Here is a 19,201-nt window from a genome sequence, read left to right as displayed (position 1 = left end):
AAAACTGCCCCCGGCAGCCAAAAGTACGCCTCACTACGGGGCCATTTGCTGCAAATACCCGTACTATTGCCCGCCATGCTAGCACTTCGATACTCTACACCACTGGCCGGCCTGCTGCTGCTAGTGCTGGCCGCCTGCCACCCCGACCACCCCGCCCAGCTGCCCGCCGGCACCCTGGCTACCCTGCACGGCACTTGGCTGCTGGTACCCGAAAACAGCCACGCCGATACCCTCGCGTACCGGCGCAATACCTACCGCTTCCGCTACCGGCCGGGGGGTAGGCCGGGCTTCCGGCTGGCGCCGGCCGGCCACTTCGTGCGCTACGATGTGGCCCCCGGCGGCGGGCTGGTGGCCCAGGAAGGCACCTGGACTGAAACCAGTACTGGCCGCTTACTGATTCACCTGCCCGAAGTAGAGCCGGCCGAGCCCGACTACGAGCTCGAAGTGCTTAGCTACCAGCAGGGCGTGCTGCGGCTGCGGCGCCTGGCGGGCCGGCCAGCGGTCGAGATTATCCGCAACCACTAGCCTATGCAGGCGGCCAAGCGTACCTGGCCGCCTACCCCCGGCCGGGCGCCGGGGTGGGGGGTAGGGCGCTGCTGAGCTTGCCACTAATGCTGACGGTTACGTCGTTGGCTAAAATCAAGCTGGTTTTGCCTAGGTTATAATCGAGGCGGTTCAGGCGGAAGCTGCCGCGAAATTCCTGGGTGGCCGACACAGTAAAGGGCAGTTGCACCTCGTGGGAAATTCCCTTCATCGTCAGCACAAACGAGCCTTCGTACTGCTCACGGCCGGTTTGGCGAAACGAGGTAGATTGCATGGTAATGGTGGGGTATTTCTCCGCATCGAAGTAGTCGGGCTTCTGCAAGTGCCGGTCGCGCAGCGAAATACCCGTTTGGATGCTGCTCACCGGCACCGACGCCTGGATGTGGGCCTGCGCCAGGTGCGCGGGGTCGAACTGCCCCGTGGCTTCGAGGCCCGTCAGCGTGCCCGTTACGGTAAACCCGGCGTTCACAATCTGAAAGCGAATGGCGGCCTCTGGTGCTTGGCGCCGCCCGCCCGGGCCGCCTGCCAGCAGCCCGCCTAGCCCGCACAGGGCGAGTAGTAGCTTGAACATCATAGGGTTTTGAGAAAAGCAAGTAGTGCCTCGCGGTCGGCGTCCGGGAGTTCCAAGCCAAACTCGTGGCCGCGTACGGCCTTCGTGGTCACGCCCACGCCCCGGAAGCCGGTGGGCACATAGTCGTCGCGCAAGCGCTTGGGGTCCAGCATATCGCGCAAGGTAGCCAGCGAACCGTCGTGCAGAAAGGGCCCGCGGTACCACACACCGCGCAAAGAAGGCACCTTATAGTAGCCCGTGCCGCGCCGGGTTTTGAGCGCATAGCCAGGGTCAGTGCCAATGGATATTTCAAAAATGTCGTACTTCGTGCGGTGTGCTTCGGGCACTTCAAAGCCATCAACGGGCGTGAGCATGTTGTTGGTGTATAGCGGCGGCGTGTGGCAGCTGACGCAGCCCTGCTTGATGAAAACCTGGTTGCCGCGCGTAGTAAGCGCCGTGGACTGGTTGGGGTTGGTGGGCGGCTTTAGCGAGTACACGTACTTGGCCAGGGCAAAAAGCTGGGCTTCGCTGTAGCGGTCGAAGGTGCCGGAAAACTGGCTTTTCCCGGCCGGCGGCAGGGTTTTGTGCTGCACGCCCACCGGAATGTAGCCGTCGTAGCTCGCCATAAAATCCAGCGACTGGTTGATGGCGATGTAGCGCATCATGTCGCCGATGCTGCGGTGGCGCGCCAGGCCCCCGTGGTCGAGGTAGGTGCGCTGCTGCACGCCAATGAGGTCGGGCACGGTAGGCGGAAAGAGAATGCTGGTGCCCTGCCGGCCGTTGGTGCCGGGGGGTAGGGCCTCAAACGCTTGGGCAATGGCTTCCTTCGGCTGGTGGCTGAGGCGCGAGTTGGGGTCGTTTGGCACAAACGGCGCGTCGAACAAGGCACCGGTCACGAACTGCACCGCCGGCTCCGGGAAATTGGGCGTGTGGCGAATGGCCCAGGCCGTGGCCCGGTCGCCGGGAAAATTGCCCTGCGCACCCTTCAGTACCCGCCCGCTCTTATCGACCCGCGTGTGGCACATGGCGCATGACAAATTGCCGACCAGCACCTTGCCCTTTTCCGTAACCACGTAGCGGGTATAGGGCAGCACGCCATCCTTGGTGAGCGGCACCTTGGTGTAGGCGTAAAAGGCCGGGTTGCGCACATCATCCGTAGAAATAATGGCCCCGTCGGTGTCGATGGGCAAGTCAAACAACAGCTCGCCGGCCTTAATCCAGTCGGCCTCGGTATGCAGGGTTTTGGGGTCGAACACCACTTGGGGCGCTTGCTTTTGGAGCCACTCCCAGTAGCCTTTCGGCTCGCGGCCGGGCGCGTACACGGGGTAGTTTTTGTACGCCACGCGCTCGGGCAGCTGGTAGTAGTAAGCGGCCGATACATGCCGGGGCGAGGCGCTGGCCGTGGCCAGCGGCAGTTCGGCATTGGCCAGCGCTGTGCTATCCCAGGTGCGCGGAATGACCGGCGCGAAAGGCAGCGAGAAACCGTGGCCGCCCCCAGAGGCACTGGCCGCCCCCGCCGCTACCGCCAGCAGCGTACCACCCACCAAAAACGAGCGCCAAAGGGAAAGCTGTTTCATGGCTGGTACGGAGTAGGGGGTAAGAGATTTTTTATAGAGCTAATATACTGAGGTACAAAATAAAAGCAAGGCTATTTGAGCAAATTTAGGCAGCGCTCGTAGCCCCCGGTTGGGGCCTGCCGGGCCCTACCCCCGACCTTTGCGGCCATGAACCATTGGCTCGTTAAATCCGAACCCGAAGCTTATTCCTGGGCCGACTTTGTGCGCGAAGCTGGCACCGACTGGACCGGCGTGCGCAACTACCAGGCCCGCAACAACCTGCAAGCCATGCAGCCCGGTGACCTCGTTTTGTTCTACCACAGCGTGAGCGAAAAAGCCGTGGTGGGTGTGGCCATCGTGCACGCCCACCATGCCCCCGATGCCACCGCCGAACCCGGCAGCCCCTGGGTGGCCGTGCACCTGCGGCCCCACGCGCCGCTGGCCCGCCCGGTGCCGCTGGCCGCCCTCAAGGCCGAGCCGCGGTTGGCCCGGCTCGGGCTGATTCGGCAGTCGCGCTTGTCGGTAACGCCCGTCCAACCCGACGAATTTGACGTGGTATTGGCCTTGTCCGAGGGGTAATACGGGCCGGGCGCAGCAACTGTAAAAGCGGCTCCTACCCCCCTTGTAAAAGCCGGGGTAAATGGGTATCTTCGTGAGAGTCGGCCAACTATTTGCGCCGGGCTAGCGTTGCCGAGCCAGCTATGAAACACTTCTTCGCCTTTTTGCTGGGGTTGCTGCCATTGGGGCTGTGGGCGCAGCGCACGCCACCCCCCCCGCCGGCCGATGCGCCGGCGCAAATTGCCCGTACCGAGCTGCTGCTCGACCCCAATACCGACGACGTACAGGTGCAAGCCGTGCCCGCCGACACGGCCGTGGTGCTGCTCATCCGGCGCGAGCTGCCCGGCTCGCGCAAGGTGCGCTACGTGTTTCAGCACTATGGCCCCAACCTGCACCTGCGCCGCGAGGAAGAGGTGCCCGTGCCCGACGAGTATGAAGTCGAGCGCCTCTGCGCCGAGCCGGGCGTCGTGTACGCCCTGTTCCGGTCGCACACCACTACGGGCCAGCTGCTAGCGGCTGCCTACGACGTGCACGGTGGCCAAGTGCGCACGCAGGCATTCACTACCAAGCTGTGCCGCCAGGTAGTGGCCCTCAAGCCCCTCGATGGCCGCCTGCTGGCCACCGTCACCCTCACCGACGAGCAGCACCAAACCGTGCTCCTGCTCGACGTAGCTACTGGGCGCTTCCAGTTTTTGTCATCGCTCTACGAGCCGCTCAGCTCGGAGCTAACCAGCGTGGCCGACAGCCCGGCCGGCCGCGCCGAGTTTGTGCTCAGCCAAAGCAACGGCCTCAAACAGCGCCTTATGCTGCGGCAATTGTCGGCTAACCAAGGCGAGCTGCTACGTTCCGAACTAGTGCAAACCGAGAGCGAGCGCAGCCTGCTCACGGCCCAGCTCAGCCCACCCCAAGACACCAGCGCCCGCCTGCTAGCTGGCACCTACGCCCTGCGCGACGTGCGCTACGCCCAGGGCCTGTTTGCCACCGACCTTACGGCCACGCCCACCACCGAAACCACGGCGCACCACTCGGCGCTGCGCTTCTACGACTTCCGGCACCTGCGCCACTTCTTCGACTACCTGGCCCCGGCCCGCTCGGCCCGCCTGCACAGCCGCTCGGCGCGGCGCGAGGCACGCGCCGCCCGGCCCCTGCGCTGGCATTACCACCTGCTGCTGCACGAGCTGCTGCCGCAGTCCGGCGGCGGCTACACCATGGTGGCTGAGGTGTACTCGCCGCAGTATCAGTACAATAGCTACAATGGCTTTTCGCCCATGATGACCGGGCTACCCCGGGGCGGCGGGCTAGCGCCGATAGGTAGCTACCCGTACAGCTCCAACTACGGCCGGCAGTTTTTGGGTTTCCGCACCACCCATGTGCTAGTGTGTGGCTTCGATAAACGGGGCAACCTGCTCTGGGACAATGCCTTTGTGGTTGGGCCGGGGGTAGTGCGCTCCGAGCTAGAGCCCGCCGTGCAGGCCCTGCCCCTGGCCGATGGCCGCCTCGTGCTGGCCTACAGCATCGACAATGAAGTGCACTACAAGCGCATCAACCAAGGCGAGCCAGCCCCCAATGATGCCCACGTAGAACTGCTAACCGCCGCCGGCCCTACCCCCGAAAAAGTGCTCGACGTTACGCAGCCCGACCTTGCGCCGTGGGTGGGCAACCAGTACATTGCCAGCGGCTTCCAGCGCATCAAGGCTGAGCGGGGGCCCGAGCGGCAGGTGTTTTTTCTGCAGGTGCTGAAGTTTTGAGGGGGTAGGGCTTGTTACCTTCGCCGCCCCTTATGCTGCTTGCTACCTACACCGGCCACCCCCACGAGGCGGGCCTCGACGAAGCCGGGCGAGGCTGCCTGGCGGGCCCCGTGTTTGCGGCGGCCGTCATCCTACCCCCCGATTTTAATCCCCAGTTCCTCAACGACTCGAAGCAACTCACGGCCCGCCGCCGCGAGGCGCTGCGGCCCGTCATTTGTGCCGAGGCCGTGGCCTGGGCCGTGGGCGAAGCCTCGGTGGCCGAAATCGACGAGCTCAACATCGCGAACGCTAGCTACTTAGCCATGCACCGCGCCGTGGCGGCGCTGGCTGTGCCTGCTGCCCACCTGCTGGTCGATGGCAACCGTTTTCGGCCCCACCCCGCGCTGCCGCATACTTGCGTGGTGGGCGGCGATGCGCTCTACCGCAGCATCGCGGCGGCTTCCATCTTAGCCAAAACCTTCCGCGACGAGCATATGCAGCAGCTGGCCGCCGAGTTTCCGGCCTACGGTTGGGGCCAGAATGCGGGCTACCCTACGGTGACCCACCGCGCCGCTATTCGGGCGCACGGCCCTACCCCTCACCATCGGCCTGGGTTTCGCTTGCTATAATGCTTACTAAGTAAAAGAACGTCATGCTGACGACAGGAAGCATCTCTACCGCTTCGTTGGATACTATCCTAGCGGCATGGTAGAGATGCTTCCTTCGTCAGCATGACGTTCTTTTCTACGCTTTATTTAATCTTATTCTTTCAGCTTCAGCAAATCTAGAAATAGGCTAAAGCCATCGACCGTGCCGCCTCCCTCGCCGCCAAACGAATCGAAGGTGAGGGGCTTGATGATATAGCCGCTTACGTTGAGGTCCTTGGCGCCCAGGCGGTCAGTGTCAAGGTCTGAAGTGGTCATAATGAACACGTTCAAGTCGCTGAATTCGGGGTCGCTGCGCAGTATTTTGAGGAGTTCTAACCCATTGAGGCGCGGCATGTTGATGTCGAGCATCACCAGGCTGGGACGGCCAATCTTGGTTTCGCCATTTTCGCCGCGCAGCATGTTCAGGGCTTCGCGGCCGTTGCGGGCGTGCACCAGCGGTACGCTGATGTTCTGCTTGCGCAACTCGCGCTGCACGTTCATGACGTCCATTTGGTCGTCTTCAACTAATAATATACTGGCAGCGGAAGTCGGCGACATAGGAAGGGAAAGAGCAGCGGCAAACCACGCTAAAGAACCGCGTGGCGCTGGCAGTGAAAAGCAAGTTCGGGGAAGGATTGGAAAGGTAAATTTAGCTAGTCGCGGTGGCCAGTTGGGCTGGGCGCACCGCCTGCGTTGCGGCCGGCGTGGCCGTAGCAGTCGGCTTTTTGGGCCAGGTAAAGAAGAAGGTAGCTCCCTGGCCTTCAGCCGATTCTACCCAGATGCGGCCGCCCTGGCGCTCTACTATCTTCTTCACAATGGCCAGCCCTACCCCCGTGCTTTCGAGGGTATCGCGCTCTACCAGGGTTTGGAAAATGATGAAAATGCGCTCGTGGTATTCGGGCGCAATGCCGGGGCCATCGTCCTGCACCGAGAAGCGGTAAAACTGCTCGTTTAGGTCGTCGCAGCCAATGTGGATGATGCCGCTCTCGGGATGGTCGTGATACTTTACAGCGTTGGAAATTAGATTACTGAATACCTGTTGCAGCTGCGTGCGGTTGGTAGTAAGGGTAGGCAGGAAAAAGGGCAGCTCGATGTGCATGCCCTCAGGCAGGCCTTGCGTATCGGTGATTTCGCGCAGCAATTGCCGCACAAATACCGCCTCGTTGGCTTGGGCTACCCGGCCCACGCGCGCCAAATCCAGGATGCCGGTAATCAGGTTCTCCATGCGGTGCACGCGCTGCCGCATCAGGGCCAAAAACTCGCGGATATGCGGCGGCAAACCTTCCTTGCCCATGTCCTCCTCAATCCAGCGCGAGGCGCTCTCGATGCCCCGTAGCGGCGCCTTCAAGTCGTGCGATACCACGTAGGCAAACTGGTCGAGCTCCTGGTTGCGGCCCTCTAGCTGGCTGATATTCTGGTCGATAGTGCGGGCCATGGCGTTGAGCGCGTTGGTGAGCTCGCTCACTTCGTCGTTTTCCTCATCTACAATCTGGGTTTTGTAGTCGCCATCGGCTAGGCGGCGGGCAAGCGTTATCATGCTGCGCAAGCGGCGGGCCAGCAGCCGCACAATGTACACGGCCCAAAACAGCCCGAACAGCAAGGCCGCGCCCGTTATCAGGCCCGACAGTTTCTGGGCGCGCAAGATGCTGTCCGTCAGGCGCTGGCGCTGCTGCTGGCGATTGGCATTCTCATCGCGGTCGAAAATGCTCATCTGGTAGCGGATGGCATCCATCACCTGCTTGCCGCTGAGGCTTTCGGCCAAGCGGTAATGCGGCATGTTGTCGAGGCCGCGCTGGTTGCGGTCTTTCAAGCGGGCTTCTCGTTTCTCGCTGATTAGCAAGTGCGTATAAGCCGTCCACTGCTGGAATAAATGCTGCGTGGTGTCGAGGCGCTGGCGCTGGGCTGGCTCGGCAGCCAGCTGCTCGCGCAACATCTGGAAGCGGTGCAGCAAGTCGCGCTCGCCGTTGTAGTAAGGGTTCAGTACCTGTTCATTACCCAGCAGCATATAGCCGCGGAAGCCGGTTTCCATGTCGATGATGCTGCGCAGCAGCGTCGCGCCATCGGCCGAGGTGCGCTGCGAGGCTTCCACGCGCTGCGAGTTGCGCAACACCTGCTCGGCCAGCCGGTAGTTGACAATAACTACCGCCGCAAACAGGCCCAGCAGCAGCAGAAAGCCCGCAAAAATTTTAGTAGTGAGGTTTATTTTCATGACACGCCCGCCCTATTTCGCTTCACGCCCCAGAGTACGTAGTTTACTTTCAGCGGTTTGCAACAAATCCACGATGTGGTCGGCGGCTTGCTGCACGCTGCTAAAACCCGCCAAGGCTTCGTCGCGCCGGCCCGCCAAGTGCAGGTCCATTAGGCGGTTGGCCTGCTGGTGAATGGCGCGGTGGCGCTGGTCGAGCTCCTGCATTTCGGGCAGGTGGGCGTAGATACCGCGGCGCCGTTCGACTATCCACTTGCCCAGGCTGCACTGGTCGGGGTCGCGCAGGGGGCCTTCCTCGTTGTTGTTGCCGTGCAAAAAGGAGCGCAGCCGCGCCTTAAACGACAGGTGCCTGATGAGGGCTGATTCAAAATCTTGCTTGATAGCTTCGGGACTCATGAAGGGAGAAGGGGGGGTAGGAGGCCGAGGCATTGAAGGGGTATCCGCTATTTTCGTGGCTGCTAAAATCAGCTTGCCTGCCCCACTGGCGCAAGTTAGTTGACCGGCTTATACGTAGCCCAGTAGTTTGCGCTACCATTTTTTCTTGTTTCCTTCTTATTAGCTCGTCTTTTTATGGATGCTACCCCCCTCAAAACTGTCGCCTTGCATGACACCCACCAGCAGCTGGGAGCCAAAATTGTCCCGTTTGCTGGCTATGCCATGCCCGTGCGCTACTCCTCCGACCTCGAGGAGCACCACACCGTGCGGCGGGGGGTAGGCATTTTTGACGTGTCGCACATGGGCGAGTTTCGGCTGCGCGGCCCGCAGGCCCTCGACCTTATTCAGCGCACCACTTCCAACGATGCCAGCAAGCTTCAGCCCGGCAAGGCGCAGTACTCGTGCCTGCCCAACACCGAAGGCGGCATCGTGGACGACCTGCTCGTGTACATGCTCGGCGAGGAAGATTACTTCTTGGTAGTCAACGCTTCCAATATTGAGAAGGATTGGAACTGGTTGGTGCAGCACAACACCCAGGGCGCCGACCTGGAGAACCTAAGCGACGAGCTTAGCCTCTTTGCGGTGCAGGGCCCGAAGGCCGCCGCGGCGCTGGCCAGCCTCACCGATGTGGACCTGGGAGCCATTCCATATTACAGCTTTGCGCAGGGCACGTTTGCCGACGCGCCGGGCGTCATCATCTCGGCCACGGGCTACACCGGCGCGGGCGGCTTCGAGCTGTACGTACCCAACGAGCACGCCGCCGCGGTGTGGCATAAAATAATGGAAGCCGGTAAGCCCTTCGGCCTCAAGCCCATCGGCCTGGGCGCCCGCGACACGCTGCGCCTCGAAATGGGCTACTGCCTTTACGGCAACGACATCGACGATACCACGTCGCCGCTCGAAGCGGGCCTGGGCTGGATTACCAAATTCACCAAAGAATTCACCAACAGCGCCAACCTCAAAGCCCAGAAAGCCGCTGGCGTGCAGCGCAAGCTGGTGGGCTTCGTGATGGACGGCCCCGGTGGCCTGCCCCGCAGCCACTACCCCCTCGTCGATGCCCAGGGCGCGCCCATTGGAGAAGTAACCAGCGGTGGCCAGTCACCTTCGCTCAGCAAAGGCATTGGCCTGGGCTATGTCAAAACCGAGCTAGCCGCCCCCGGTACGCAAATCTTTGTGCAGGTGCGCGGCAAAAACCTGCCCGCCACGGTGAGCAAGCTCCCGCTGGTGCCCGGCACCGAGGAGGCGTAGTAGTGTAGCTGTCGTTTGTTGCTAAAGGACGTCCTGCTGCGCTGACCGAAGCACCTCGCTCGCATCATTCAACGAGGCGAGCGAGGTGCTTCGGCCAGCGCAGCAGGACGTCCTTTCACCATTATCCATTCTAAGCAATTTCTCTTGAAAGTTGATATTTGTTTCTCGCCCGACCTGCTATCGCTCTACGACTTGCAGGGCCGGGTAGCCGTGATTGTGGATGTGCTGCGGGCCACCAGCACCATCGTCACGGCGCTGGCCGCGGGCGTCACCGAGGTTTTCCCCACCGCCACCCTGGAGGAATGCGCCGCCCTGGGCCGCGAGCACGGCTACATCACGGCTGCCGAGCGCGACGGCATTGCCGCCGCCGGCTTCGATTTGGGTAACTCGCCCTTCGGCTTTCTCGATGGCAAGCTGCCGGTGCGGGGCCGCGCCCTGGCCATCAGTACCACCAACGGCACGCTGGCCCTGCGCCGCTCGCTGGCCGCCGAGGCCGTGGTGTGCGGCGCCTTCCTCAACCTGAAAGCGGTAGTCGATTTTGCCGTGGCGCAGCAGCGCGATGTGCTGGTGGTCTGCGCCGGCTGGAAAGGCCAGTTTTGCCTAGAAGACAGCCTCTTCGGCGGCGCGCTGGCCGAGCGCCTGGCTGCCCAGGGCTTCGACATCACCGCCTCGGATGCGGCGCTGGCGGCCCTGCACCTGTGGCAGCACGCCAAGCCCACCTGGCCCCACTACCTGCTGCAATCGGCCGCCGTGCGCCGCCTCAACGCCCTGGAGGCCCATGATGACTTCACCTATTGCATGCAGATTGATACCCACCCCGACCTGCTGCCGCTCTGGCAGACTGACAGCCTCGTGAGGGGGTAGGGCAATAGCTTGCTGCCTAGCTAAGGTGAAATAAAGGCGAGCGCCGAGGGAGGCTTATTGCCACCACGGGGCTTGGGGCAGGGGGCCGGCGCCCAGCGTCACGGGCTGCCCTAGCTCGGGGGTAGTAAGGGGCAAGTGCAAGCGGCTGGCAGCTGCCGCCGCCCGGCTAACGGGTTCATTCCAAGCATGGTGCGCTTCGGTGAAGGCACCCCAGTGCACCGGCAGCATAGCCCGCGCCCGTACGTCGAGGGCCGCTTGCACACTCTGCTCGGGCACCATATGAATCTGAGGCCACTGCGCATCGTACTGCCCGCACTCCATCAGGGCTAGGTCGAAGGGACCGTACTGCGCGCCGATGGCTTGAAAATGAGGGCCGTAGCCGCCGTCGCCGCTATAAAAAACGCGTTTTGTGGCTGTCTTCAGCACCCAAGAGCTCCAGGAAGTGGAGTTGCGGTTGGTGAGGCCGCGGCCCGAAAAGTGGCGCGACGGCGTGCTCACAATGGTGAGGCCCGGCAGGCGCACCGAGTCGCCCCAGTTTAGCTCGGTCACGCGGGCCGGGTCTACCCCCCAGGCGCGCAGGTGCACGCCCACGCCCAGCGGCACATAGAAGTGCTGCGTCTTATCCTTAAGCTTGATAATCGTCTTATAGTCAAGGTGGTCGTAGTGGTCGTGCGAAATCAGCACCGCGTCGATGGGTGGCAGCTGCTCGGGCGTGATGGCCAGCTGCGGGTTGTAGCGCTTCGGCGTCACCCACGCGAGCGGGCCCATCTTCACGCTGAGCATGGGGTCGAGCAGAATGTTTTTGCCCGCAATTTCAACCAGGCTGGCTGAGTGGCCAAACCACGTCACGCGCACTAAGTCGTTGCTTTTCTGCGTGATGCTAAGCGAGTCCAGTGGGTGCGTGGGTAGGGGCGCGGCCGGCCGCTCGTTGGGTACGCTGCGAAACAGCGTGCGCCATAGTGCCGAAACCATGCTGCCCGTCATCACGGTCGTGGGCACCAGGTTCTTGAATTCATCTGCTTCGTAGTGGCCCGAGCGGGCGTAAGCCAGCCGCTGGGCGGGGGTAGGTGTGCCGCCCAACTCAGGGCTCAGCTGCGCGAAAGCCACGCCCGCTAGTAGCGCGACCATAAGGAGACTGCCAACGAGCAAGCCCGTGATTTTGAAGAATTTGCGCATAGATAGAAGTACGGTAAAGTCTGCTCGCTCGCCCAGGGTTGGACGCCCCAGCGCTATTGGCCAACCAAGTTTAAAGGGCTAATAACTGCCCCGCGGAGCGACTGGCGACTAAAAAAAGCCCTACCCCCTAGGAGGAGGGTAGGGCTTCTAAACCAGAAAATTGGGCGAGCGGTTGCCCAACTATGACCCGGCTACCGGCGCAAACTCCGTCACGGCCTCGCCCAGGTCCAGCACTTGGGTATGGGGTAGGGCATTTTGGATAATGCTGGCGCCGGCCGCCGAGCGGTAGCCGCCCGCGCAGTGCACCAGCACCGGTTTATCGGCCGGAATCTCGGCTACGCGCTCGCGCAGCTCGGGCAGCGGAATGAGCAAGGCGCTGGCAAACAGCGGGTCGTGGGCCTCGGTGCGGTTGCGAATATCCACGATGGTAAACTGCTCGGGGTGCGCGCGCACCCGGGCCACGTCTACGGTGGGGCTGGTGGCGGGCAGCGTGGCGGGGCTAAGTAAGGCGCCTTTGATGTTGCTTTCGTAGCCGATTTTGGCCGCTTTGCGGATAACCGCGTCGAGCTGAATCTGGGTATCGGCCAGCAGGTAGAACTTCTCCTCGGGGCCAATAACCGAGCCCAGCCAGGTCTCAAATTTGCCGCCATCCTGGAGGTTGATGGCGCCGGGCAGGTGGCCGCCGCGAAACTTGGCCGCCGGGCGCGTATCGAGCAGCAGCACCCCCGTCTCGGGCACCGCACCAATGAGCAGGCGCGGCACGGCCCGTACGCTGCTCTCAAAATTGGGCGCGCCCTGCCGGTTCAACTGCACATCGTAGCCAAAGTATTTGGGCACAAATGGCTGGTCTTCGAGCAGGGCTTCTACGAACTCCTGCTCCGACATGGGCTGCAGAGCATAGTTGGTAGCCAGCTCTTTGGCAATGGTGCTGTCGAGGTCGGGGCTAGTGGTTTTGCCACACAGCGAGCCGGGGCCGTGGGCCGGGTACACCTTGGTCGTGCCGGGCAGCGACATCAGTTTTTGGCGGGTGCTGCGGTAGAGTTGGGCCGCCAGCGCCTCGCGGGTGTGGCCACCCACTGCCTCGGCCTCGCGCAGGTCGGGCCGGCCCACATCGCCCACAAACAACGTATCGCCGGTGAATACGGCGCGGGTTTGGGCCAGCTCATCCAGCAGCAAGATGCTGATGCTGTCGGGCGAGTGGCCGGGGGTATTGAGGGCGTGCAACTCGAAGGCGCCGAGCTTGATGCGGTCGCCATCATCGAAGTTTTTGTGGGGGTAGCGGGCCCCCGTTAGCTTGCTGCAATAAATGATAGCATCCGTTTCCTGGGCTATTTCCAGGTGGCTGCTCACAAAGTCGGCGTGGGGGTGCGTCTCAATCACGGCCACTATCTCGGCATCGTGCTCGTCGGCAAAGTCGTAGTAGGGCTGCGGGTCGCGGCCAGGGTCGATGACGGCCACCTGCCGGTGCACCCGCACCGCGTAAGAAGCATGGGCCAAGCCCTTGTCGTAAAACTGCTGAATCTGCACCGCGGTGGTGCTACTACTGGGGAGCGGCATGGGGGGTAAGCCAACAACGGAGGAGCTAAGCGCCTGATTATCCGGTTGCCGGGGTAGGTGAGTGGGTCAAATATAACGAGCCGGCCCAACATCGCCGCCGCGCCTACCCCCTCCATACTGGCCAAACGCAAAAAAAGCCCCGGCCGGGCGGCCAGGGCTTTTTGAGGTACGCGAAGCCGAAAAATTAGCTTTTCATTTTCGTTTTGCCGCCGTGCTCACCTTTGTGGTGCTCTTGCTTGAGGGCGGCCAGCTTGCCCTGCTGGTCGGCCGTGAGCACGCCTTGCAGCTGCTGCTGGTACTTGGCGCGGCCGGCCTTCATTTCTTGGTGCATGGCCTGGCGCTGGTCGGCGGCGGGGTATTTGGCCTTGATGGCCTGGGCTTCCTGGGCCTGCGCCAGCAGAATCTGGCGCACTTTAGGCTGCTGCTCGGCCGTGAGGCTCAGCTTTTTGGTGAGCATAGCCGTGTGGTGGTCGGCGCTTTGCTCCGGGGTTTTATGCTGCTTGCCCCTGTGCAACACACTGTGGGTAGGCAGCTGGGTGGTAGTGGTGGCCGGGGCCTGGGCGAAGCTGGTAGTCACGCTAGCAAAGGCCAAGGCAGCCAAAATCAACGACTTTTTCATAACAGGTACTACGGAAGAAATTGAGCAGAAAAAAGGAGAGAAAAGCGAGCAGCGCGGCCGCACTAGCTTGGGGGTAACTGGCTATTTACAAGGAGCGGGCCAGAAATAGCCAGCGCACAAAAAAGCCCTTTTCCGACGCCGGAAAGGGCTTTTTTATCGACTAAAACCAATGATTGAACTAGCGACTGCCTACCCCCCCAATCGTATGCAGCTGCCCGATGCGGGCGGCTTTTACCTGCTGGTAGCGCACGTACTGCGCGGGCGTGAGCACCCCCCGAATTAGCTCGTCCGACTTGGCGCGGTCGAAGGCCATGGCGGTGCGCAGGGCGGCGGGGTCGCCCTGGTGCGCCGTTAAGTCGGCATCCATGTGCTGGCGGGTCAGCAGCAAAATCTGACGCAGGCGCGCGTGCTGGTCGGGCGAGAGGCCCAGCTCCTGGGTCATGCGTTGGGCCTGGCTAGCCACGGCGGCTTGCGCGGCCGGCGTGGTTTGGGCCACGGCCGGACCAGCCAGGGCCCATAAAAAAGCGAGGGTTGAAAAAGATTTTAAAGACATAAAAAGTTGATAAATAGGGAATAAATAGGAGCCATAAAGGGCAGCAACTAGCCACAACTGCCGGGCGAGGCCGGCCTTGCCTACCGGCCCTGCAAAGGTGCGGCCAACCAGCTAGCGCGCCAGTCACAAAGTTTAGCGTATTTTCGGCCCGGCTGACTATGACCCGGCCTTAATTCAACGCAAAGAAATCGTTATTATTTACTACCCCCACTAGTTCTTTCAACCCTCTTACTGCATGGCTAATATTTTCGCCAAAAAACCCCTGGCCCAACTGCTGGGCGAGGCCAACTCGACCGGGCATGGCACCCTGCAACGGACGCTGGGCGCGGGCAACCTCGTGGCCCTGGGCGTGGGCGCCATCATCGGGGCGGGCCTATTTGTGCGCACGGCCAACGCCGCGGCTCAGGCTTCGGGGCCGGGCGTGACGCTGGCGTTTGTGCTAGCCGCCTTCGGCTGCGTATTTGCGGGCCTGTGCTACGCCGAATTTGCGGCCATGATTCCCATTGCCGGCTCGGCCTATACCTACGCCTACACCACCATGGGCGAGTTTGTGGCCTGGGTTATCGGCTGGGCGCTCATCATGGAATACGCGCTGGGCGCGGCCACCGTATCTATTGCCTGGAGCGAGTACCTGAACAAGCTGCTGGAGGTCTTCGGCACCAGTATACCGTATAACCTCAGCCACTCGCCCTTCGAGCACGCCGTGGTGAATGGAGTGACGCAGCACGGCCTCATCAACCTGCCAGCGCTCCTCATCATTGTGATGCTGAGCCTCTTGCTGGTGAAAGGCACCCAGGAATCGGCGTTGTTCAACGCAGTAGTAGTTATCCTGAAAACCCTCATCGTACTGGTGTTCATCGCCGTGGGTTGGCAGTTTGTGAACCCCGCCAACCACACGCCCTACCTCATTCCGGCCGATGCCGTGGTGAAAAACGCCGCTGGCGAAGTAGTGCGTACCTACGAGGGCTGGAACAAGCATGGCTTGGGCGGCATTCTGGGCGGCGCAGGCATTGTGTTCTTTGCCTTTATCGGGTTCGACGCCGTGAGCACGGCCGCTCAGGAAGCCAAAAACCCTAAGCGCGACATGCCCATTGGTATTTTGGGCTCGCTGGCTATTTGCACGGTTCTTTACATTTTGTTCGGCCACGTGCTGACGGGCGTCGCCAACTGGCGCGAATTTGCCGACCCTGCTCTGGGCGGCGAGGCCTCGGTGGCCTACGCTATTCGGGCCCACATGCCCGGCTACGGCTGGCTGGCCACGGCCGTGACGGTGGGCATTCTGCTCGGCTTCACCTCGGTTATTCTGGTGATGCTTATGGGCCAGAGCCGCGTATTTTTCTCGATGGCTAAGGACGGCCTGATGCCCAAAGCCTTCTCGGAACTGCACCCGCGCTTCAACACGCCCTACAAATCCAACCTCATGCTGATGGTGTTTGTGGGGTTGTTTGCGGCCTTCGTACCCGGCTCGCTGGCCGGCGACCTCACTTCCTTTGGCACGCTGCTGGCCTTCGTGCTCGTGAGCCTCGGCGTGTGGATTATGCGCAAGTCGGACCCTGCGCAGCCGCGGCCGTTCTTGGCGCCGCTCTCTACCCCCGCGTTTCCGCTGGTGCCCTTCATGGGGGCGCTCGTGTGCGTCGCGCTCATTGCGGGCCTCGATTCGTTTACGCTGCAAGTGGCTTTCGCCTGGATGCTGCTTGGCTTCGTCGTGTACTTCCTCTACGGCAAGCGCAATTCGATGCTGCAAAAAGGCATTGTAGTAATTCCCGAAGAGATGGAAAAAGAAGCCTTCATCAAGCCCGACCCGCATAATCGCTAACGGGCGCCTACCCCCCCTCAAAAGCCTCGCCAGTAGCTATTGGCGAGGCTTTTTGTTGTTGATTGGAAAGTGAAAATCCCTCCGCGCAAGCCATTATCAGCAACTTACGCCGCCCCCCCGATGCCCGGCCGAAACTGGTGCAGCCACGCCAGTGCGTCGGCCTCGCTGGTAAACCAATTGGCCCGGTAGGCCGCCGAGGGCCCCGTTGGGCTGGGGCGGGCGTAGTTGCGGGCCTGCAACTCCTGCCAGAACTCGGGCTGCGCAATAAAGGCTAGGCTCGGAATGCGGCCCAGAGCCTTGCGCACGCGGGGCATAAATTCTTCGCCCAGCCACTCGTACACATCCAAGGGGCGCTCCTGGGCGTCGGCGCGGCCGTCGAGCAGCCAAAAGGGGCAGCGGTGGCGTTGCGCTACTGCCAGTAGCTGCTCGCAGGATTCCGTGAATTCAGCCACCGAAAGCGGGCGCAGCACTACCCCCCGCACCAGCGGCGGCTGGGACTGGTACTGCACGCTGTAGTAGGGGGTAGGGAAGGCCATGGCACTGCGTGGCAGCGCCGTACGCTACCAAAGGGGTTAAGACGCGGGCTTTACCTCGCTCTGAAGCTTCACTACTTTATCGCCATTGTCCTGCACAATAACCAGTGCGGGGTCATCAGCCGAGCCATTGCGGGTGATGTCGTGGCCTTTAATCTTGCGGGTAATTGGCTCTTTATGAACCGATTCAATCTTTCCGGAAGCCGTGCCGGTGCCGTATTTCCAATTGACTTTGGTGCCTTTGCGCATGAGTAAAACAAGTGAATAGCTGCGTGTTAAACGTCCAGATGGTACCGAAAATTCGAGATTCCCAAGCGGGCGGTACCCTTATTGCCGCTGTAAATAATGCCGTCCATAGCACTACGTAATCGCGGCGTAAAAAGCTAAGGCCATTGCTGTGGCTGGCTTGGCGCGGCTCCCTCATTGCCCAGGCAGGGGTAGGGCGGGCTTTGCTTAAAAAGCCCCTGGCGTAAAGCATCTTGTGCTACCAGGAGGCATCACGCATCGGCGGATTGGCGCGGCTGCCCGACCTTTGCCCCATGCTTCGTGTACTTTTCCTGTGTCTGCTGGCACTTTCGGCCGTTGCCCAGACGCCCATCTCGCCCGACGACCGCGCCCTTTATGGGGTCATCAACCGTGCCAGCGGGCGCTGCCTCGATGTGGCCCGCGCGGCCATTATCAGCGGTGCGCCCACCGTGCAGTGGGAATTTACCCACGCGCCCAGCCAGCAGTGGCGGCTGATGCTCATTCGCGAAGGCGGCGAGTATTACCGCCTCGAAGCCAAGCACAGCGGCCAATGCCTAACGCTCGAAATAACGCCTACGGCGCCGCCCGGTGCCAACACGCCCCTCATTCAGCGGCCCTTCACGGGGGGGCTGGGGCAGCAGTGGCGGCTGGTGGCTACCGGCCAGCAGCCGGGCACGTTTCAACTTGAAAACCGGCTTGATGGCCGCGTAGCCACGCTGGCTACCAACGATAAGTTCAACAATACCAGTATTGTAGCGGCCCGGGGGGTAGGGCGCGCTAGCCAGCAGTGGCACCTGTTTCAGCTGCAGTTGCGGCTGGCTACGGGGCCGCCCTATTTCGCGGCGCCCGAGCCGTTGCCGGCGCTCAACTCGCCCACCGGCAATGAGTACCAGCCGGTGCCTACCCCCGATGGAAAGGGCCTGTACTTTGGCCGCACGCGCTTTGCCGGCAACACCGAAGGCGCTGCCGAAAGCGGCGATATCTGGCTGAGCCAGACCACTGACGAAGGCCGCACCTGGGCTGCTCCTGCCCGCCCCGACAGCCCCGCCGGCCTCAACACCGCCCAAAACAATGCCGTGCAGGCCGTGGTGGGCACTACTAGCAACCCCGCGCTGCTGCTGCGCGGCACCTACGATGCCGCAGGCTTCCGCGACGAGGGCTTGTCGCGGGTGGCGGTGGCGGGTAGCGGGCGGCCCACGCCGGTGCGCGTGGCCGGCTACGGGTCGAGCAGCCCAGCTACCAATTTCTTTATGACCGCCGACGAGAAAATCCTGCTGCTGTCGCTAGAGCGGGAAGATTCGCAAGGTGCCAACGACCTGTACCTGAGCCGCCCCGATGGCGCGGGCGGCTACACCGCGCCCCAAAGCCTGGGGGCGGTGGTGAACTCGCCCGGCTATGAATTTGCGCCCTGGCTGGCCGCCGATGGCAAAACGCTGTACTTCGCCTCGTATGGGCACCAGGGCTACGGCTCGGCCGATATTTTTGTGAGCCAGCGCCTCGACGATAGCTGGACGAAATGGAGCCAGCCCCAAAACCTAGGGCCGCGCTTCAACGGCACGGGCTACGATGCGTTTTTCGCCCTTGGCCCCAATGGCACAGCCTACTACACCACTACCGGTAGCAAGGATACCGCGCCTAAGAAGTTATTCCGCACGCCGCCGGGCGCGCCACCCGTGGTAGATTCGACGGCCATCCTTGCCGCGGCGGCCGACCCTTCGAGCCAGCCCCGCGCCCTCGTGACGGGCCGCGTTCTGGACGGCCGCACCAACCAGCCGCTGGCCGGCGGCGCCGAAGTGCAAGCCCTGATGATAGGCGGTGCGATTGACTTTCGGAGCACGGCACGGGCCGACATCACGGGCTTCCAGATGTCGCTGGCGCCCGGCCGCTACCGCATGACGACCACCGCCGGCCTGCTCACGCGCGTAGACACGCTGGTGGTAGGCGCCGGCGAGTCGCGCCGCTACGAGCCGCGCCTTACGCCCGCCACAGTGGGCTCGCGCCTCGATTTGCCCGACCTGCTGTTTGCCCAGGGGCAGGCCAAACTGATTGGCTCGTCGTACCCTACCCTCAACCGGCTGGCCGAGTCGATGAAGGATAACCCGCTGCTCGAAATTCGCCTCGAAGGCCACACTTCCAACGAGCCACCCGCCGACAAGAACCAAGTGCTCAGCGAGCAGCGCGTGGCCGAGGTGAAGCGCTACCTCGTGGGCCGGGGCGTAGCGGAGGCACGCATTACCACGGTGGGCTTTGGCGGGAGCAAGCCAAAATTCTCCAACGACCGCGAAGAAACCCGCAAGCTGAACCGCCGGGTAGAACTGGTGATAACGAAGTAGGGTAGGCTAATTAAGAGGATAAAAAAAGAGACGA

Annotated in this window: 19 protein-coding genes; 8 read left to right on the top strand and 11 right to left on the bottom strand. The window is 62.3% G+C overall.

Translation table 11 applies throughout. The features are described 5' to 3' along the window. The first annotated feature begins 75 nt into the window (after positions 1 to 75). Positions 76 to 525, top strand: a complete 450-nt coding sequence (locus GO988_RS17855) for a hypothetical protein (protein ID WP_157568025.1) — start codon at positions 76 to 78, stop codon at positions 523 to 525. Between the two features lie 31 nt (positions 526 to 556). Here GO988_RS17855 and GO988_RS17850 read toward each other — a convergent pair whose 3' ends face one another. Together GO988_RS17850 and GO988_RS17845 are read right to left on the bottom strand one after the other, a co-directional pair. Beyond that, on the bottom strand, positions 557 to 1,117 hold the full coding sequence (locus GO988_RS17850) for a YceI family protein (RefSeq protein WP_157568023.1): 561 nt from the start codon (positions 1,115 to 1,117) through the stop codon (positions 557 to 559). Continuing rightward, positions 1,114 to 2,670 carry a c-type cytochrome gene (locus tag GO988_RS17845; RefSeq protein ID WP_157568021.1) on the bottom strand — a complete coding sequence of 519 codons (1,557 nt, stop codon included), beginning with the start codon at positions 2,668 to 2,670 and terminating at the stop codon, positions 1,114 to 1,116. Before GO988_RS17845 ends, GO988_RS17850 begins: the two co-directional genes overlap by 4 nt. A gap of 147 nt (positions 2,671 to 2,817) precedes the next feature. On the opposite strand from GO988_RS17845, the gene GO988_RS17840 reads away from it, so the two are divergent. The 3 genes from GO988_RS17840 to GO988_RS17830 all read left to right on the top strand — a co-directional run bounded on the left by GO988_RS17840 (position 2,818) and on the right by GO988_RS17830 (position 5,563). After that, entirely contained in the window at positions 2,818 to 3,228 is a 411-nt protein-coding gene (locus GO988_RS17840; RefSeq protein ID WP_157568019.1) for an EVE domain-containing protein, read from the top strand. Positions 3,229 to 3,350: 122 nt separating this feature from the next. After that, positions 3,351 to 4,955, top strand: a complete 1,605-nt coding sequence (locus GO988_RS17835) for a hypothetical protein (protein WP_157568017.1) — start codon at positions 3,351 to 3,353, stop codon at positions 4,953 to 4,955. Between the two features lie 32 nt (positions 4,956 to 4,987). Then, on the top strand, positions 4,988 to 5,563 hold the full coding sequence (locus GO988_RS17830) for a ribonuclease HII (protein ID WP_157568015.1): 576 nt from the start codon (positions 4,988 to 4,990) through the stop codon (positions 5,561 to 5,563). A 132-nt stretch (positions 5,564 to 5,695) separates the two neighbouring features. On the opposite strand, the gene GO988_RS17825 is transcribed toward GO988_RS17830, so the two are convergent. The 3 genes from GO988_RS17825 to GO988_RS17815 form a co-directional block, all read right to left on the bottom strand. Further along, positions 5,696 to 6,139, bottom strand: a complete 444-nt coding sequence (locus tag GO988_RS17825; RefSeq protein ID WP_157568013.1) for a response regulator — start codon at positions 6,137 to 6,139, stop codon at positions 5,696 to 5,698. 91 nt (positions 6,140 to 6,230) lie between these two features. Next, positions 6,231 to 7,790: a sensor histidine kinase gene (locus tag GO988_RS17820; protein ID WP_157568011.1), complete on the bottom strand. Its 1,560-nt coding sequence runs from the start codon at positions 7,788 to 7,790 to the stop codon at positions 6,231 to 6,233. A gap of 12 nt (positions 7,791 to 7,802) precedes the next feature. Then, positions 7,803 to 8,183, bottom strand: a complete 381-nt coding sequence (locus tag GO988_RS17815) for a CZB domain-containing protein (RefSeq protein ID WP_198172878.1) — start codon at positions 8,181 to 8,183, stop codon at positions 7,803 to 7,805. Between the two features lie 174 nt (positions 8,184 to 8,357). On the opposite strand from GO988_RS17815, the gene gcvT reads away from it, so the two are divergent. Then, a complete protein-coding gene (gene gcvT / locus GO988_RS17810) occupies positions 8,358 to 9,470 on the top strand; it encodes a glycine cleavage system aminomethyltransferase GcvT (RefSeq protein WP_157568008.1) in 1,113 nt (370 codons plus the stop codon). A 144-nt stretch (positions 9,471 to 9,614) separates the two neighbouring features. Then, positions 9,615 to 10,334, top strand: coding sequence for a 2-phosphosulfolactate phosphatase (locus GO988_RS17805; RefSeq protein ID WP_157568006.1), 720 nt, complete (start codon positions 9,615 to 9,617; stop codon positions 10,332 to 10,334). 54 nt (positions 10,335 to 10,388) lie between these two features. Here GO988_RS17805 and GO988_RS17800 read toward each other — a convergent pair whose 3' ends face one another. The 4 genes from GO988_RS17800 to GO988_RS17785 form a co-directional block, all read right to left on the bottom strand. Continuing rightward, on the bottom strand, positions 10,389 to 11,510 hold the full coding sequence (locus GO988_RS17800) for an MBL fold metallo-hydrolase (RefSeq protein ID WP_198172876.1): 1,122 nt from the start codon (positions 11,508 to 11,510) through the stop codon (positions 10,389 to 10,391). A gap of 180 nt (positions 11,511 to 11,690) precedes the next feature. Then, positions 11,691 to 13,067 carry an MBL fold metallo-hydrolase gene (locus GO988_RS17795; RefSeq protein ID WP_157568004.1) on the bottom strand — a complete coding sequence of 459 codons (1,377 nt, stop codon included), beginning with the start codon at positions 13,065 to 13,067 and terminating at the stop codon, positions 11,691 to 11,693. A 184-nt stretch (positions 13,068 to 13,251) separates the two neighbouring features. Continuing rightward, positions 13,252 to 13,686 (bottom strand): hypothetical protein, encoded by a 435-nt coding sequence (locus GO988_RS17790; RefSeq protein ID WP_157568002.1) that lies wholly within the window; start codon positions 13,684 to 13,686, stop codon positions 13,252 to 13,254. A 178-nt stretch (positions 13,687 to 13,864) separates the two neighbouring features. Further along, positions 13,865 to 14,239 carry a hypothetical protein gene (locus GO988_RS17785; protein WP_157568000.1) on the bottom strand — a complete coding sequence of 125 codons (375 nt, stop codon included), beginning with the start codon at positions 14,237 to 14,239 and terminating at the stop codon, positions 13,865 to 13,867. A gap of 235 nt (positions 14,240 to 14,474) precedes the next feature. Between GO988_RS17785 and GO988_RS17780 the strand changes: the two genes are divergently transcribed. Beyond that, positions 14,475 to 16,055 carry an amino acid permease gene (locus tag GO988_RS17780; protein WP_157567998.1) on the top strand — a complete coding sequence of 527 codons (1,581 nt, stop codon included), beginning with the start codon at positions 14,475 to 14,477 and terminating at the stop codon, positions 16,053 to 16,055. Between the two features lie 104 nt (positions 16,056 to 16,159). Here the strand turns inward: GO988_RS17780 and GO988_RS17775 are convergent, their stop codons facing one another. Then, on the bottom strand, positions 16,160 to 16,591 hold the full coding sequence (locus GO988_RS17775) for a hypothetical protein (RefSeq protein ID WP_157567996.1): 432 nt from the start codon (positions 16,589 to 16,591) through the stop codon (positions 16,160 to 16,162). A gap of 36 nt (positions 16,592 to 16,627) precedes the next feature. Continuing rightward, positions 16,628 to 16,837, bottom strand: coding sequence for a hypervirulence associated TUDOR domain-containing protein (locus tag GO988_RS17770; RefSeq protein WP_157567994.1), 210 nt, complete (start codon positions 16,835 to 16,837; stop codon positions 16,628 to 16,630). 290 nt (positions 16,838 to 17,127) lie between these two features. Here GO988_RS17770 and GO988_RS17765 point away from each other — a divergent pair, with 290 nt between their 5' ends. Continuing rightward, positions 17,128 to 19,167, top strand: coding sequence for an RICIN domain-containing protein (locus GO988_RS17765; protein WP_157567992.1), 2,040 nt, complete (start codon positions 17,128 to 17,130; stop codon positions 19,165 to 19,167). The last annotated feature ends 34 nt before the right edge of the window (positions 19,168 to 19,201 follow it).

The sequence above is a fragment of the Hymenobacter ginkgonis genome, from assembly GCF_009755225.1.
GTDB classification, from domain to species: domain Bacteria; phylum Bacteroidota; class Bacteroidia; order Cytophagales; family Hymenobacteraceae; genus Hymenobacter; species Hymenobacter ginkgonis.
The sequence above is the reverse complement of the archived record's forward strand: the minus strand, read 5'-3'. Positions and strand labels throughout refer to the sequence as shown.